13 protein-coding genes are annotated in these 15488 nt (G+C 72.6%); 9 read left to right on the forward strand and 4 right to left on the reverse strand.

Going from position 1 to position 15488, the window contains the following annotated elements; translation table 11 throughout:
• Nucleotides 1-117: 117 nt before the first annotated feature.
• On the forward strand, nucleotides 118-1245 hold the full coding sequence (locus AB0P03_RS25245; RefSeq protein ID WP_363581089.1) for an NAD(P)/FAD-dependent oxidoreductase: 1128 nt from the start codon (nucleotides 118-120) through the stop codon (nucleotides 1243-1245).
• Nucleotides 1246-1877: 632 nt separating this feature from the next.
• Complete coding sequence (locus tag AB0P03_RS25250; RefSeq protein ID WP_363630868.1) at nucleotides 1878-2924, forward strand: DUF4190 domain-containing protein; 1047 nt, start codon at nucleotides 1878-1880, stop codon at nucleotides 2922-2924.
• 225 nt (nucleotides 2925-3149) lie between these two features.
• Here AB0P03_RS25250 and AB0P03_RS25255 read toward each other — a convergent pair whose 3' ends face one another.
• Nucleotides 3150-3839: a hypothetical protein gene (locus AB0P03_RS25255; RefSeq protein WP_363630870.1), complete on the reverse strand. Its 690-nt coding sequence runs from the start codon at nucleotides 3837-3839 to the stop codon at nucleotides 3150-3152.
• A 35-nt stretch (nucleotides 3840-3874) separates the two neighbouring features.
• Nucleotides 3875-4549, reverse strand: a complete 675-nt coding sequence (locus AB0P03_RS25260; RefSeq protein ID WP_363630872.1) for a hypothetical protein — start codon at nucleotides 4547-4549, stop codon at nucleotides 3875-3877.
• A gap of 418 nt (nucleotides 4550-4967) precedes the next feature.
• On the opposite strand from AB0P03_RS25260, the gene AB0P03_RS25265 reads away from it, so the two are divergent.
• The 7 genes from AB0P03_RS25265 to AB0P03_RS25295 are packed head-to-tail and all read left to right on the forward strand — an operon-like array spanning nucleotide 4968 to nucleotide 13239.
• Nucleotides 4968-5792 carry an alpha/beta fold hydrolase gene (locus tag AB0P03_RS25265; RefSeq protein ID WP_363581097.1) on the forward strand — a complete coding sequence of 275 codons (825 nt, stop codon included), beginning with the start codon at nucleotides 4968-4970 and terminating at the stop codon, nucleotides 5790-5792.
• Between the two features lie 53 nt (nucleotides 5793-5845).
• On the forward strand, nucleotides 5846-6811 hold the full coding sequence (locus AB0P03_RS25270) for a 3-oxoacyl-[acyl-carrier-protein] synthase III C-terminal domain-containing protein (protein ID WP_363581099.1): 966 nt from the start codon (nucleotides 5846-5848) through the stop codon (nucleotides 6809-6811).
• Nucleotides 6808-8496, forward strand: a complete 1689-nt coding sequence (locus tag AB0P03_RS25275; protein WP_363630874.1) for an AMP-binding protein — start codon at nucleotides 6808-6810, stop codon at nucleotides 8494-8496. The genes AB0P03_RS25270 and AB0P03_RS25275 overlap by 4 nt, the downstream gene beginning before the upstream one ends.
• Entirely contained in the window at nucleotides 8493-9488 is a 996-nt protein-coding gene (locus AB0P03_RS25280; protein ID WP_363581103.1) for an NAD-dependent epimerase/dehydratase family protein, read from the forward strand. The genes AB0P03_RS25275 and AB0P03_RS25280 overlap by 4 nt, the downstream gene beginning before the upstream one ends.
• Nucleotides 9489-9522: 34 nt before the next feature.
• Complete coding sequence (locus AB0P03_RS25285; protein WP_350876141.1) at nucleotides 9523-9795, forward strand: phosphopantetheine-binding protein; 273 nt, start codon at nucleotides 9523-9525, stop codon at nucleotides 9793-9795.
• Nucleotides 9792-11015, forward strand: coding sequence for a beta-ketoacyl-[acyl-carrier-protein] synthase family protein (locus tag AB0P03_RS25290; RefSeq protein ID WP_363630876.1), 1224 nt, complete (start codon nucleotides 9792-9794; stop codon nucleotides 11013-11015). The genes AB0P03_RS25285 and AB0P03_RS25290 overlap by 4 nt, the downstream gene beginning before the upstream one ends.
• Nucleotides 10987-13239, forward strand: coding sequence for an MMPL family transporter (locus tag AB0P03_RS25295; protein ID WP_363630878.1), 2253 nt, complete (start codon nucleotides 10987-10989; stop codon nucleotides 13237-13239). Before AB0P03_RS25290 ends, AB0P03_RS25295 begins: the two co-directional genes overlap by 29 nt.
• Nucleotides 13240-13363: 124 nt before the next feature.
• Here the strand turns inward: AB0P03_RS25295 and AB0P03_RS25300 are convergent, their stop codons facing one another.
• Together AB0P03_RS25300 and AB0P03_RS25305 are read right to left on the reverse strand one after the other, a co-directional pair.
• Nucleotides 13364-14278, reverse strand: coding sequence for a hypothetical protein (locus tag AB0P03_RS25300; protein ID WP_363630880.1), 915 nt, complete (start codon nucleotides 14276-14278; stop codon nucleotides 13364-13366).
• 394 nt (nucleotides 14279-14672) lie between these two features.
• A complete protein-coding gene (locus tag AB0P03_RS25305; protein WP_363630882.1) occupies nucleotides 14673-15233 on the reverse strand; it encodes a hypothetical protein in 561 nt (186 codons plus the stop codon).
• Nucleotides 15234-15488: the final 255 nt, after the last annotated feature.

Genomic DNA, 15488 nt, shown 5'->3' on the forward strand with positions numbered 1-15488 from the left:
CATACCGACATAGTGCATCCGCTGCAAAAGTTTAGTCGTTGCGCTTATTTAGCGAGTGTGCTTTCTTGGTGGTGCCGGGCCTCCCAACGGCCCACCCACCTCCCGAGGGGCACTCCCATGAACTCTGCCCGCAATCCCCGTGATCCCCGCCGTCCCCGCATCGCGATCGTCGGCGCCGGCCTCGGCGGCCTCACCTGCGCCCGGGTCCTGCAGCAGCACGGTCGCTCCGTCACCGTCTTCGAACGCGAGGCATCCGCCGGCGCCCGCCCGCAGGGCGGCACCCTCGACCTGCACGCCGACACCGGCCAGGCCGCCCTGCGCGCGGCGGGGCTCCTCGACCGGTTCCACGCCCTCGCCCGCCCCGAAGGAGACGCGTGGCGCGTGCTCGACTTCGCCACCGCCGCGCTCCTGGCGCAGCAGGGGCCTTCCGCCGACGGCGGCCGGCCGGAGATCGACCGGGGCCAACTGCGCGGCCTGCTTCTGGACTCGATCGCCGAGGGCACGGTGCGATGGGACCGCGCCGTCAGTGGGGTCACCCCGCTGGCGGACGGCACCTGCCGGCTGTGCTTCGGTGACGGTACCGCCGAGGACTTCGACTTGGTGGTCGGTGCCGACGGCGCCTGGTCGCGCGTCCGCCCGGCCCTGTCGCCCGCCGTACCGGGCTACACCGGTGTCACCTTCGTCGAGACCGGATTCGACCACTGCGACACCCGTCACCCCGACCTCGCGCGGCTGGTCGGCAGCGGATCGATGCTGGCGAAGGGCGTCGGCAGGTCCCTGGTCGCCCAGCGCAACAGCAACGGCCACATCCGCGCCTACATCGCGCTGCGCGTGCCGGAGGACTGGCACACGGCCGCCGGTATCGACCTCGGCGACCAGCGGGCCGTGCGGACGCACCTGCTGAGGGCGTTCGACGGCTGGGACGAGAGCCTGCGCCACGTCCTGCGCGACAGCGACAGCGGGCTCGTCAACCGGCCCCTGTTCGTCCTGCCCGCCTCGCACACCTGGCAGCACGTCCCCGGCGTCACGCTGCTCGGCGATGCCGCGCACCTGATGCCCCCGGTCGGACTGGGTGCCAATCTCGCCATGCTCGACGGTTCCGACCTCGCCCACGCCCTCGCCACCGAACCCAGCGTCGACGACGCCGTCCGCGCCTACGAGAGCATCATGCTGCCGCGCTCGATCGAGGCCGCGACGGGCAGCGCGCAGGGACTCGACCACCTCGTTCCCGCGACGGCCCCCTGAACCGACTCCACTCGGGCTCTGACTGTCTCAGCTCAGGCACCGGCTGTTCGGGCGCTCACGGCTGGAGTCGTCCGGGGCGGATCGAGCGACTGTCGGCTTCCACGGGCTGTCCGGGCCCTTTGGTCGCTGCGTATTCACGCAGGTCAGGGCGGCGGCAGGGACTGAAGCGACTGAGACTGGGGATTGGGTGCACGTTGTCGCTCGGGGTGGGTGCCCGTCCCGGCGCGGTCGGGCGGCCGGCGACTCCGCCGTGGAGTGGTCGCGGGCGGTGAGGATGACGTGGTAGCCCTGTTCGGCGAGCTCGCGGGCGACGGCGAAGCCGAGTCCGGCCGGACGGCTGGTCCCGGTGACGGGTGCGGTCCTGATGGCCATGGCGGGTGTTTCCCTTTCAGGTGGCTTGACCCGTTCCTGGCTTGAGTTTGGACCGCGACGTCGGAGCTGTCACCGGGCACCTGTATGTTGATCACCCGCCGACCCTGTCGGTGTCCCGTCCCAGGGTGTCGACGCGCGGATCCGGCCTGGGGTGGTGATCGCTTCGCGGAAATCCGGTCGCTGTCGTCGGGGGATCAGGTGATCCTTTGGCGTCGAGGCTGAACAGCCGCTCATCATCTCAAGCGCTTGAAGGATTTTGCATGACCGTTCCTGCCCCGCCCGACAGCCCGCAGTCCGCCGAGGGGCCGGCCGACACCAACGCATGGGCGGCACCGAGCCCGGGTCAGGGTGAGGGCGAGGCCCGGGGTCAGGGCGAGGCCACGGTGCCTGCCCCGACCGCTACCCCCGCCCCTGCTGCGCCCCCAGTCGCGGCTCCGAACGGCCCGTACTGGCCGCCGTACGCGTATCCGATGCCGGCGCCGCAGCCTCGCAACGGGCTGGGCACCGCGGCCATGGTGCTCGGGATCGTCGGTGGCGTCCTCAGCCTGGCCGTCATCTTCTTCTGGCTGTCCTGGCTGCCGGCCCTGCTCGCCGTGGTCTTCGGTGCCATCGGGCTGGGCTACGTCCGCAAGGGCCTGGCGACCAACCGGGCGATGGCGCTCGCGGGTGTGATCCTGGGCATTTCCGGTCTGCTGGTCTCGGTCGGCGCCGGGGTGTTCGTCGTGACGCGGGTGCAGGCGGCCGACGAGGAGCGGCGGGCGGAGGAGAACGCCGCGCGCGCTCGCGCCGATGCCGAGACTCAGGCCGCCAACGAGCGGGCGGCGAAGGAGCGGGAGCGGATCGGGGCCGAGCGGAAGAGGTTCGAGGCCGAGCAGGAGAAGGCGGCCGCGGACGAGAGGGCCCGGCGTCTGTCGTTCGGCCAGTCCTACACGTACGGGGACGGCCTGAAGGTCACGATGGCCGCGCCGACGCCGTACGTTCCGAGTGACAGCGTGTCGGACACCCCCAAGAACGCCAAGATCATCCAGGTGAGGATCACCGTCGTCAACACCGGGTCGGAGGAGGTCTCGCTCAACGGGTCGGGGCTGCCCACCATCAGGGACGCCAAGGGCAACCTCGTCTTCACGCTGATCGACGGAAGCGGACGGATGAAGATCCTCAAGGGCTCGCTGGCCCCGGGCGAGGAGGCCACCGGTCTGACGGCGTACGCCCTGCCGGGCAGCGCGGCCGACCGGTTCTCCGTCCAGTTCGACTACGGTCTCGGGCGGCTGCGCAAGGACGTCATCTGGTCCGGCTCTCCGAGCTGACCCGGGGCCGCTCCCCCCGAAGCCTGTTGCGCAGGAGGCATGACCTGCCACCACCCTGCCACCGCCGTCACCTGGCTCGTTTCACCCCGTCCACCAACGGCGTCGAGAGCGTCGGGCCGGGCGTCCGGCGGTGATCGGCGACTGCTTCGGGCGGGACTCCTGATCCGGATGATCCGAGGCCGGGGCGCGGCACGTGCCGCGCCCCGGCCGGGTGTCGAGGGAGCCTCAGAGGTTGAAGCGCATGACCATGCGACTTCCCGGGAGGCTGGAGATGGTTCCGCTGCTGCAGTCCGTGATGTCGGCCCCCGGGAAGAGGGTGCCGGTGACGGTGGCGCCGGGCAGGACGGAGCTGTTGAGGGACACCGTGCCGTTGAGGCTGTTGGAGATCTCGTTCTTCGAGGGGTCGCCCTCGACGTCCTGCATGCCCGCGGCGTTGATGGTGGAGGTGCCGGCCGGGTTGCCGTTCGCGTCGGCCCAGTCGACGACGATGGTGCCGGTGAGCTGGCCGAGCTGCTTGCAGGCGAGGGTCGCCGACCCGGTGAGGGTGATCGATCCGGCGGACAGGTTGGGGCCGCCGTTCTTCGTCAGGCACCTGGTGATGGTGCCGTTGTTCATGGACAGGTCGACCGCGGCGGGGGTGTCCGTGATCGGCGTGGTGCTGTTGACCGTACCCTCTGCGGCGCACATGAGCCGGAGCAGCGGGTTGGCCCGGGTTTCGGCGACCCCGTTGGCCCCGTCGGTCACGACCGGCGTGTCGGCGGCCGAGGCGGGGGCGGGCTGCTGGAGGAGCACGGCCGAGGTGGCGGCCACGGCGGCCAGGGCGAGCGGGACGGCGGCCAGGCGCCACCGGCGGGGCCTGGACGGCGCTGCTTCACGCGTCGGCACGGGGTCGGAGTCCCAGGAGTGCAAGGGCATGGTGTTCCTGTTCTGTGAAGTCGGGCGGCTGAGGGTCAGAGGAGTTCGGAGAACTGGGCGTCGTGCTTCGCGGTGAGGCTGCTCAGGCCGTTGGAGCAGTGGTTGATGTCGCTGGTGGGCTCGAAGGTCGCGAGGACGCCGGCGAGCGGCAGGACCTTGCTGCCGAGGGACACCGTGCCGTCGCTCGAGTTGAGGATGTCCCCGCGCGCGGGGTCGCCTTCGACGTCCTGTGCGCCGTTGGTGGTCACGGTGGAGGTTCCGACGACGCTGCCGGTCTGGTTCAGTCCGCTGTACCAGGTGATGGTCTCGGTGCCGCTGAACGTACTGGGGGAGGAACACGAGAGCGTGCCGGTGCCGGCGAAGGTCAACGTCGCCGACAGTACGTCCGTGGGCCCGCCGTTCTCGGCGAAACACTCGTCGAACGTGCCGACCCAGGAGAGGGACACGGTCCCGGCGGTGTTCGTGATCGGCGCGCTGCTGGTGCCGACGGCCTGCCCGGAGCAGGTGAGCTTGGTCAGGAGAGTGTCGCGGTGGCCGGTGGACTCGCTGGCGGCGGCCCGGGTGGGGGCGGCCTGCTGGAAGAGCAGGCCGGCACCGGCGGCCGTGGCGACCAGGGCGAGCGGAACGGTGGCGAGACGCCACCGCCGGACCGAGAGATTTCTGGTGTGCGGCCCCGACGGCGTGCCCGGGGCGGTGGGCTGAGCGCCCATAGTTGCTCTCCTTCTGTTTATGTATACGAACTGCTGCTGTCAGAATCACCGCCAGTGGGGCGCTGTGCGATCCAGGAGGAGCCGGATTCGTCTTTGCGGTGCGACATTGACCCGACTGCCACAGTGCGCCCTCGGGCTCCTATGGAGCTTCCTTTTTGCTACTGAAGATCGTGAACGACCTTTACTATCAGGCAGTCGAGGGATAGCGGCGTGTGCCTGCCGGGTCTTCCGCCGGTGTCGGGCTACGTTCTGCGGCAGACCTTTTCACAGTCGGCCCGCCGGGTCGCCCGACGGATGAGGGGAGACATCAATGCCGCCCAGTCCACCTCTTCCGCCCGGCGGCCCCCGGATTCCGGCCGTGGATCGGCTGCCCGGTTTTCCGGGTGCGGAGCACTGGCGGCGCGAGGCGGAATCCGGATTGCACTACGTCGACCACGGATCCGGCGACGTCGTGCTCATGCTGCACGGAAACCCGACGTGGGGATATCTGTGGCGGCGTCTTATCACCGCGCTGGCCGAGGACTTCCGTTGCATCGTGCCGGACCAGTTGGGCATGGGGCTCTCTCAGCGCAGGACCGGTGCCGGTCCGATTCCGCTCGCAGAGCGGCTGGAGCACCTCGACGCGCTGGCGGCCCACCTGATCGAGCAGGGCCGGGCGCCGTCGGCGGGCTGGACCCTGGCGGTACACGACTGGGGAGGGCCGATCGGCCTGGCGTGGGCGAGGCGGCATCCCGGGTTGGTCACGAAGCTGGTCGTGCTGAACAGCGTGGGTTTCCGCTGGCCCGAGGGTTACCGGCTGCCGCGCTCGCTGGCCCTGCTGCGCGACGTCCGACCGCTCGGCGAGGCGGCGCACCTGCTGAACGTCTTCCCCCGGGCGGCGCTGCGCGCCGGAGTGGTCCGGCCGCTGCCCGCCGAGGTCCGCTCCGCCTACCTGCGGCCGTACCGCGGCGCGTGGCAGCGCCGCGCGGTGCGGGACTTCCTGCGGCAGATCCCGCGCAGCGGCGCGGATCCCGCCTGGTCCCTGGTCGATCCCGGTGACGACAGCGCCGACCTCGCCGGGCTGCCGGTGTTCATCGGCTGGGGCCTGCGGGATCCGGTGTTCACACCGCTCGTCCTGCGGGAGTGGCGGCGCAGACTCCCGCACGCCGAGGTGCACGCCTTCGCCGACGCGGGCCACTTCGTCCTGGAGGACGCCGGCGATTCCCTGATCAGGCCGCTTCGGCGCTTCCTGTCCACGCGATGACGAACCATCACGGAAAGGTGCCCATGCCCTCGCCCCACAGCAGGATCGGTCTCGTGCGGGTCCATGTCCCCGAGGCCCGCCAGAGTTCCCGCGAGATCGAGGAGGAGCTGCGCCGGCAGAGCCCCGGGGCCGCGCTGCCGGCGGGACTGCTGGAGCACATGTTCGGGCTGCGCGAGCGGTGCGTGGCGGCGCCGGAGGAAATGCCCTCGGACCTGGCGGCCCGGGCGGGCGCCGCCGTCCTGCGCGACGCCGGCCTCCCGCCCGAGGCGATCGACCTGCTCGTCTATACCGGGATCAGCAAGGACCTCGACGAGCCGGCGACCGCGAACGTGGTGGCCGCCAAGCTCGGTGTCACGGCACCGGTCTTCGATCTGATGAACGCCTGCAACGGCGTGCTCAGCGCCTTGGAGAGCGTGGATGCGCTGATCAGGCTCGGCTCCTACCGGCGGGTGCTGGTGGTCACCGGGGAGGTGCCCAGCCGGATGACCCGCTGGCGCATTCCGGACCGCGGTCGGCTCGCATCGGCGCTGGCCAGTCTCACGCTGGGCGACATGGGGGCGGCCGTGCTGGTGGAGGCGAGCGAACGGCCCGGCATCCTCGGCAGCCGCTTCTTCGCCAATCCGGCCGCGTGGCCGAGCGCGGTACTGCGCAGCCCGTACGCCACCGGCCGGATGCACGAGTTGGAGGTCGACGACGCCGCGTTGACGGCCTCCTTCGCGGAGCTGCGGGGACAGGCCTTCAAGGCCGCGGGCGAACTGATCGATTCCGTGGCCGACTGTGCGCTGTTCTGCGTCCACCAGCCCTCGGCGGCCATGACCCGCGACCTCTGCTCATCCGCCGGCATCCCCGCCGAGGCCGTGATCCCCACCTTCCCCGACTACGGCAACGTCGCCACCGCCACCATCCCGCTGCAGCTGGTCCTCGCGCAGGAGCGGGGCCGGCTGCACGAGGGCGATCTGGTGGGGATCCTCGGCCTGGCCAGCGGCACCAGCCTCGGCGTCATGGCCCTGCGGTGGTGAGCGCGGTCCCCGGGGCGACCGAGGAACGGGACGCCTGGCCGGAGACGCTCGCCGCCCACCTGGCCGGCTGGGCCGGCCTGCAGCCGGACCGCACCGCGCTCGTCTGGCCCGCTCCGCGCGGCCGGTGGCACACCGTCGACTTCGCGACGCTGGAGGCCGCCTGCCGGGCGCGCATCCGCGAACTGCGCGAGGCGGGCGTCGGCGCCGGGCAGAAGGCCGTGGTGATGGCCCGCGACCCGTACGACCTGGTGACCACCGTGTACGGGCTGCTCGCCCTCGGTGCGGTGCCGGTGCTGATCGACCCGGCGCTGCCCCGTCCGGCGCTGCGGGCCTGTCTGGACGAGACGCGGCCCGAGGTGTTCATCGGCGACCCGCTCGCCCAGCTGGCCCGGCTGCTGCTCGGCTGGGCCCGCCCGCACGTCACCGTCTCACTGCTCACGGGCCGCGCGTGGCGCGCGTGGTGCGCGCGTCGGCCGGAGCTGGAGACGGAGCGGCCGGAACCGTCATGGCCGAGCCCGCCGCCCGCCGCCTCGCTCGCGCTGATCGCCTTCACCTCCGGCTCCACCGGAGTGCCCAAGGGCGTGGAGTACGAGCACCGGCAGCTGGCCGCCCAGGTCCGCTCCCTCACCGGGCTGCTGGGGCTGGGCCCGGGCGAGGTGCTGCTCGCCGGGTTCCTGCCCTTCGCCCTGTTCGGGCCCGCCACCGGCGCCACCACCGTCGTCCCGGCCATCGACCACCTCAGACCGGCCCGCACCCGGGGCGCCGACCTGGCGCGCGCCGTCACCGAACACTTCACCTCGGTGGTGTGTGCCTCCCCGGCGGTGCTGCGGGCCCTGGCCGGGGAGTGCGAGCACGGCCGTCTGTCGCTCGCCCCGGTGCGGCTGGCCTGTTCCTTCGGCGCCCCGCCGTCCGAACGGCTGGTGCGTGCGCTGCGCCGGGCGCTGCCGGAGGAGGCGACGCTGCTCAGCGCGTACGGCGCCACCGAATGCCTGCCGGTCAGCGTGATCGACAGCGCCGAACTGGCCGCCGCGCACGCGGAACCGCTGCACGCCCACCGCGGGGTCTGCCTGGGCCGCCCGGTGCCCGGCATCGCGGCCCACGTCCTGGTGCCGGTCGGCCCCGTGTCGTACAACCGGACAGTGCCGCAAGGGAGTTACGGGGAGATCACGGTCGGCGGCCCGCAGGTCAGCCGGGCCTACCATGCCCGCCCGGGAGCGAACGCGGCCGCCAAGGTCGGCACCGGGGAGGACGTACTGCACCGCACCGGCGATCTCGGCTGGCTCGACGAGAGCGGCCGGCTGTGGTTCCTCGGGCGCTCCGCGCACCGGGTGCACGGAGCCGGGTTCGCGCTCGACACCGCCGTGGTCGAGCGGATCGCCGACGCGGTGCCCGGCATCGGCCGCACCGCGCTGATCGGCCTCGGGCCCGCAGGCCGTCAACGGCCGGTGCTGTGCGTGGAGTTGGCGCCATCGGGGGCCAACTCGGCGACGGCCGTCCTCCAGGGGCTTCGGCACGCCCTGTCGGCGGTGCCGGGCGGCCACCGGGTTTCCACCGTCCTGCTCCACCACCGGCTGCCCACCGACCCGAGGCACAACTCGCGCGTCGACCGTGACCGCCTCGCCCGCTGGGCCCGCCGCCGGCTGCGCCGACGACGCCCGGGCGGCGTGCTGGGAGGCGGGCGATGAGGATCCTGGTCACCGGGGGCAGCGGCTTCCTCGGCCTGGAGCTGTGCCGCCGCCTCGCCGGGCGCGGCGACGTGGCGGTCTCGCTGAACCGCCGCTGGAGTCCGGAGCTGGAGCGCCTCGGGGTCCGTCAGCACCTGGGCGACATCGCCGACCCGGATACGGTCCGGCGAGCCCTCGACGGGTGCGAGGCGGTGATCCACAACGCGGCCCTGGCCGGCGTCCGGGGCCCCGAGCGGCCGTACCGCGCGGTCAACGTCGACGGCACCCGGCACGTGCTGACCGCCTGCCGCGCCCTCGGCATTCGCCAACTGGTCTATACCTCCACCGCGAGCGTGGCCTTCACCCCCGAGGGCGTCACGGGAGCGGACGAGTCCCTGCCCGGGCCCCGGAGCCACTCGGCCGCCTACCCCCGCACCAAGGCCGAGGCGGAGGCGGCCGTCCTCGCCGCCAACGGCCCGGACCTGGCGACCACGGTGCTGCGGCCCCACCTGATCTGGGGGCCCGGCGACCCGCACTTCCTGCCCGCCCTGCTGCGGGCGACCGAAACCGGGCGACTGCTGATGCCGGGCCGCGGCACCAACCTCGTCGACACCTGCCACCTCGCCACCGCGGCCCACGCCCACCTGCTCGCGCTGGACCGGCTGCGACCGGGCCACCCGGCGGCAGGGCGGGCCTACTTCATCGCCCAGGGCGAACCGCGGCCGCTGCGCGAGGTGGTGGCCAGGCTCCTCACCGCGGCCGGACGCCGCGCGAGCTGGCGTCCAGTGCCCTACCCCGTCGCCCTGGCCGCCGCCGTACTGGCCGACGCCACCACGACGGTGCTCCGCCGCCACACCGACCACGGCCTCAGCCGGTTCCTGCTCCACCAGCTCACTCGGCCGCACTGGTTCGACCTCACGGCGGCCCGGCGCGACCTCGGCTTCGAGCCGCCCACCACCTTCGACCAGGCCATGGCCGAACTGACCCGTCACCACCGCACCACCGGCGGCTGAGCCCGCCCCCCTCACACTCCGGAAAGGAACCACGATGGACACGACGCTCTCCGTGGACGACGTCTGCGACACCGCCCAGACCCTGCTCGTCGAGCGGTTCGGCGTATCCGCCGACGTCATCAGCCCCGACGCCACGTTCGAGGAGATGGACGTCGACTCGCTCGCGCTGGCCGAGTTCGCCTTCGTGCTCCAGGACGAGTTCGGCATCCTGATCAGCCAGGAGGACGCCGACCGGCAGAGCACGCTCATCGACGTCGCCCGGATCGTCCAGGCCCGACTCGGCGACGCGACCGAACCCGTCGCGTGAACCGCCCCGAGATCGCCGTCACCGGCCTGGGGCTCGTCACCCCGGCCGGGTTCGGCGCCGAGGAGACCTGGCAGCGGGTCTGCGCCGGCACACCCACCGCGTCACCGGACCCGGACCTCGACGCCGCCCCGGTGACGTTCTCCTGCCGCATCCCCGCCATGGACCTGGACACGGCGGTCGGGCGAAAGAAGGCATGGCGGATCGGACGGTTCAGCAAGCTCGCGCTGCTCGCGGCCCGGGAGGCCGTCCAGAACGCGGAACTGGACACCGGCGGGTGGGACGGCGCCCGGGTCGCCGTCGTGCTCGGGGTGGGCTTCGGCGGCGCGCCGCACTGGGAGGACCAGCTGCGCCGACTCCATCAGCGCGGGCCGGCCCACGTCTCGCCGACGGTGATCCCGATGGTCATCGGAAACATGGCCGTCGGCGAGGTGGCCCAGGAGTTCGGCGCGCGTGGTCCCACGCTCGCCTGCGCCACCGCCTGCGCCTCCGGTGCCACGGCGCTGGCCATCGCCCACGACCTGCTGGTCGCCGGGTCCTGCGACATCGTCCTGGCCGGTGGCGCCGAAGCCGCCCTCAGCCCGCTGGTGGCGACCGGGTTCCACCGGATGGGCACCCTGTCGGCGCGCGGGCACGACGTGCCGGGCGCCTCCCGGCCGTTCGCCGCCGACCGGGACGGCTTCGTCCTGGCCGAGGGCGCCGCCGTGCTCGTCCTGGAGCGCGCCGCGGACGCGAAGGCGCGCGGTGCCCGGGCGCGCGCCGTGCTCGCCGGACACGGCGCCAGCAACGACGCCCACCACCCGACCGCGCCGCCCCAGGGCGCCGCCGGTGCGGAACAGGCGCTGCGTACGGCGCTGCGCAGCGCGGGCCTGGGCGCCGGCGACATCGGCCACGTCAACGCCCACGGCACCTCCACCCCGCTCAACGACGCCGCCGAGGCCGGCCTGATCGCCCGCACCCTGCCGCACCGGCCCAGCGTCACCGCCCCCAAGGGCGTGCTCGGCCACAGCCTCGGCGCGGCCGGAGCGATCGAGGCGGCGCTCACCGTGCTGACCATCGAACGCGCACTGGTGCCGCCGGTCGCCAACCTCACCCCCGACACCGCCGAGTTCGACATCGACTGCGTCACCGGGACGGCGCGCCGGCAGCGCATCGACGCGGCGCTCAGCCACTCCTTCGGCTTCGGAGGCCACAATGTCGTCCTCGCCCTGCGCCGGGACTGACCCCCGGGCGGGCACGGTCCGAACCACCCCGGCGCCGCCCGACGGCAGCGGGGCCAGGCTCGGCGCACTCGTCGCCCGCCACCGCTGGGCGGTGCTGTGGACCACCGCCCTGCTACTGGCCGTCGCCGCGGTCGTCGGGGCCGGGCTGCCCGCGCGACTGTCCCACGGCGGCTTCACCAACCCCGGGGCCGAGTCCGGCCGGGCGCTCGAAGTCATCGAACACCACTACAACGCGGGCGGGACCAGCACGATCGTGGTCTTCCGCAGCGAAACCCTCACCGTGGACGACCTGGAGTTCGGCGAAGCCGTGCGGTCCGCGCTCGCCACCGTGCCCAGGACCGTGCTGGCGGGTGCCCAGCACTACTGGAACACCGGCAAGCGGGAACTCGTCTCCACCGACGGGCACGCGGCCTGCGTGGTCGTCGGACTGGCCGGAACCGGCGACCACGCCAAGGCCGCCTCCTACGAGCGGATGCGCGGTCTACTGCACGCCGATGGGTTCACCGTCACCTACGCCGGGCAGGTCCCGCTCGAGGCCGACCTGGACCGCACCGTCGACGACGACCTCACCCGGGCCGAACTCTACGTCTTCCCCCTGCTGTTCCTGCTGCTCCTGCTCTTCTTCGGCAGCCTCGCCGCGGCCCTGCTGCCGCTGGCCGTGGCCGGCGCGAGCCTCACCATGGCCTTCGGGGTGCTGCGGCTCCTCGCCCCGCTGGTGCCGGTCAGCTACGTCACCCGCAACGTCGTCGTCATGATCGCTCTCGGGCTGTCCGTCGACTACGCCCTGTTCGTCGTCGTCCGCTTCCGGCGTGAGCTGCGCCACCGGGGCGACCGGCACCGGGCGGTCGCCGCCACCATGGCCACCGCCGGGCACACCGTGCTCTACTCCGCGACGGCCATCTCGCTCGCCGTCCTGGGCCTGACCCTGCTTCCGTTCCCCATCACCCGCTCCCTCGGCATCGGCGCCGCCGTCACCGTCGCGCTGGCCGGCGCCGTCAGCCTCACCATGCTGCCCGCAGTGCTGGCCGTGCTCGGCCCTCGGGTCGACGCCGGGCGCATCCGGCTGCCGGGCCTCGGACGGGCCGGTCTCGGACGGGCCTGGGCGGCGGACCAGGAGACGGGGTTCTGGTACCGGCTGGGCCGGAGCGCCGTCACCCACCCGTGGGCCTGGCTCACCGCCGCCGTCGCGGTGATCGCCGTGCTGAGCGCGCCGGTCGTCGGGCTCCACCTCGCGGCGAGCGACCAGCGGACCCTGCCCGCCGGGGCGGCCAGCCGCAGGGCCCAGGAGCTGCTGCACGAGGACTTCCCGGCGGCCGCGCTCGACCAACTCCAGGTCGTCGCCCACCTGCGGGACGACATCGGCGGCGAGCCGGGCAAGGCCGAACTGGCCCGCTGGCAGGAGCGGCTCGCCGGACTGCCGGACGCCCAGGACGTCCGGCTGCGGGTCAGCACCGCGCACAGCGCGCTGCTGACCGTGGCCACCGACGAGGCTCCGGACGCTCCCGCCGCCGAGCAACTGGTGCGCGCCGTGCGGGCGCTCGACCCGCCCGACGGCGGCCTGGTCCTGGTCGGCGGACCGGCCGCCGCCAACGTCGACGTCCTGGACGCCCTGGGGGCCAGGCTCCCGGCGCTGGTCGGGTACCTGCTGGTGGTCACGCTCGGCCTGCTCTTCCTGGCCTTCCGATCGCTGCTGGTCCCGGTCAAGGCCGTCATCACCACGACGATGTCCCTCGGCATCGCCTACTCCGCCGTCACCTGGACCGTCCAGGAGGGCCACGGCGCCCGGCTGCTCGGCCTTCGACCCACCGGATACGTCGGCGCGCTGGAGGCCGCCATCATGCTGATGTTCGTCTTCGCGCTCTCCGTCGACTACGAACTCTTCCTGATCGCGCAGATCCGCGAGCTCCACCGCGGCGGCATGGACAACGCGAGCGCCGTGGTGACCGGCCTCGGGCGCACCGGAGGGCTGATCTCGGCCGCGGCGGCCCTGATCGTGCTGGTCGCCGCGGCCTTCGCGACCAGCCCCGTCGTCACCGTGAAGGAGATCGCCCTCGGTGTCCTGGTGGCCGTGGCCGTCGATGCCACCGTGGTGCGTATGCTGCTGGTCCCCGCCACCATGCGCCTGCTCGGCGAACTCAACTGGTGGACACCGCGCTTGCGGCGGCCGGCGGCGCCGAGCGGGCCCCGTCCGGCGCCGTTGCCGGGCCTGGAAGCGGTGGAGTGAGCGTACGAGTGGGTTCCGGGCGGGCCTGGCGCTCGGAGGCGTGCGGAGCGGGCTCGGAGCACTGGTGTCCTGCGCCGGAGATCCGGCGCAGGACACCAGGAGCAGTACCGGTGATCCGACCGGGCTACACGGGGGTGTTGATGACGGAGACCATGCCGAAGTGGTGGTGGGCGATGGAGAGGTCGCCCTGGGTGTCGCCGCCGGTGGGGGTGATCATGGCGGAGGAGACGGTGTACTCCCTCGGGCCGCCGCTCTGCATCAGGTAGGGGATGCCGATGGTGGCGGGGGTCTGCGGTCCGAGGGCGCCGAGCCCCGGGGGGACGGAGAGCCGGTAGACGGAGGGGATGGCGGGGTCGTTGTTCTCGTAGAGCGCGGTGAGGCCGGGTGGGCGGCCGGTGGTGGGGATCTGGGTGTAGAAGGGGGTGGAGAAGGTGAAGTTCGCGGGGCTCTGGGTGCCGTCGAACAGGGTGCCGGCGCCGTTGTAGAAGTGGAACGGGACCTCGGCCGACGCGCCTCCGGCGATCAGGGGGAGCTGGGGGGAGGTGAAGTAGAGGTTGGCGTTGCCGGGGGGTGGGGCGCCCAGGCTGGAGCGGACGAAGCCGAACTCCCACACGTTGCGGGTCAGATCGCTGTCCATGTCGGTGGTGTTGTTCGCGTCGGTGGTGAAGATGGCCCGGCCGATCGGGGGGATGTTGGGGGCACCGGGCAGCAGGGCGAAGGTGACGGGAACGGTCACGGCCGTGTTCGCCGGGAAGCCGTTGAACGAGACCTGGATGACGGAGGGCACGTCGGGCGCGTTGTTCTGGTACAGCCAGCGGGAGGTGCCGCCGCTGACGGACGGCAGCGTCGCGACGTTGGCGTAGAACGGGGTGATGACCTTCAGCGACACCGGTCCGGTGGCCGCGGTGCTGCTGAAGTTGCCGATCGTGACCTGCACGGTGGCCGTCCCGCCGCCCATGTAGGTGCCCGCGTCCGCCGAGCAGTACAGGTTCACGCTGTTGAGCGCGTCCGGCCGACGGGTGGCACCTGCGGGGGCCACGGACCGGTCCTCGGCTGCGGCTGCGGCTGCGGCTGCTGCTGGCGCGGCTGCGCCCAAGCCCACCACGGCCGCACCCAGTCCTGCTGCCCTGAGGAGGCTTCGGCGTGCCACCGGTGTTGCCCCCGGCCCGCCGGACTCGTCCTCTTCGCGGATTCCATCGACCATGTCTGCGCCTCCATCGGCACGTAGCGGTGAAGCGGGCTTCCAGGCCAGTGGTTCGTACTCTGACATGTGGTCATGTCGCAGGGCGGTCAACGCGCTTGACGGCATCCGGTCCGCCACTGTGCCGGAGTCGACGCGGCAACGGTGCACGCCTTCCGAGCAGTGGCCACAGGAATGGCGCGCCCCCGGGCGTCGGATGTTGCCCGGGGGCGCGGGAGCGCGTGCTGTGCGCTCAGAGCGAGGCGAGGCTGAAGTCCACCTCGTGTTTCCCGGTCAGGGCGGTCACCCCGGTGTCGCAGGAGCCGGTGATGCCGGACAGGTCGAAGCTGCCCTGGTAGCTGTTGAGGGGCAGGAGGGTGCTGGTCACGTCCGTGATGCCGGTCTCGTCGTTGGTCACCTCGCTGCCACCCGAGTTGCCCTTCTCCCCGCCCTGGAAGGAGACGGTGGTGCGGCCGAGGTTCCTGTTGTTGACGTCGTACCAGGTGAAGGTCGCCGTTCCGGAGAAGGGATGGTAGGACACGCAGGAGAACGTCCCGGTGCCGACCGAGGAGATCGTGCCGTGGTCGACGTTCGAGTTGGTTCCGGCGGCGCTGTAACAGTCGTCGAGACTGCCTTCGACCGTGTACGAGTTCGATGCCGCCGCGTCGGTCACCGGGTTCTTGAACGTCAGCGTCACCGGCCCTGAGCAGGTCAGGTCCTTCAGTACCTCCGTCGCGTGCGCGGACCCGGCCGCCCCCGGGATCGCTACGGCCAGCAACCCGCCCGCGACCGCCGCCACCATCAGACGCCTCATCGTGTGCTCTTCTTCCTGTTCGTCGGTGTCGTGCCTTGGCGCCAAGAATCCCCGGTACTCGATCAACCGGTACATGCGCGCTGTCGGCGCACTCCGTGTCTCATCCGGACAGGCGTACCCAGTCGACCGAGAAGCCTTGCTGCCGTTCGGCTGTTCGTCTACGTGCGCGAGCCCGGGGTGCAGCGGGGCGGGCGGGCCCGGTGGCCGTTGCCGGCGCCCCGCTGAGGGCGGGCCGGGTCACCCGATCTCCCCTCC

Origin of the sequence: Kitasatospora sp. NPDC088779, assembly GCF_040685395.1 — a bacterium.
Lineage (GTDB): Bacteria > Actinomycetota > Actinomycetes > Streptomycetales > Streptomycetaceae > Kitasatospora.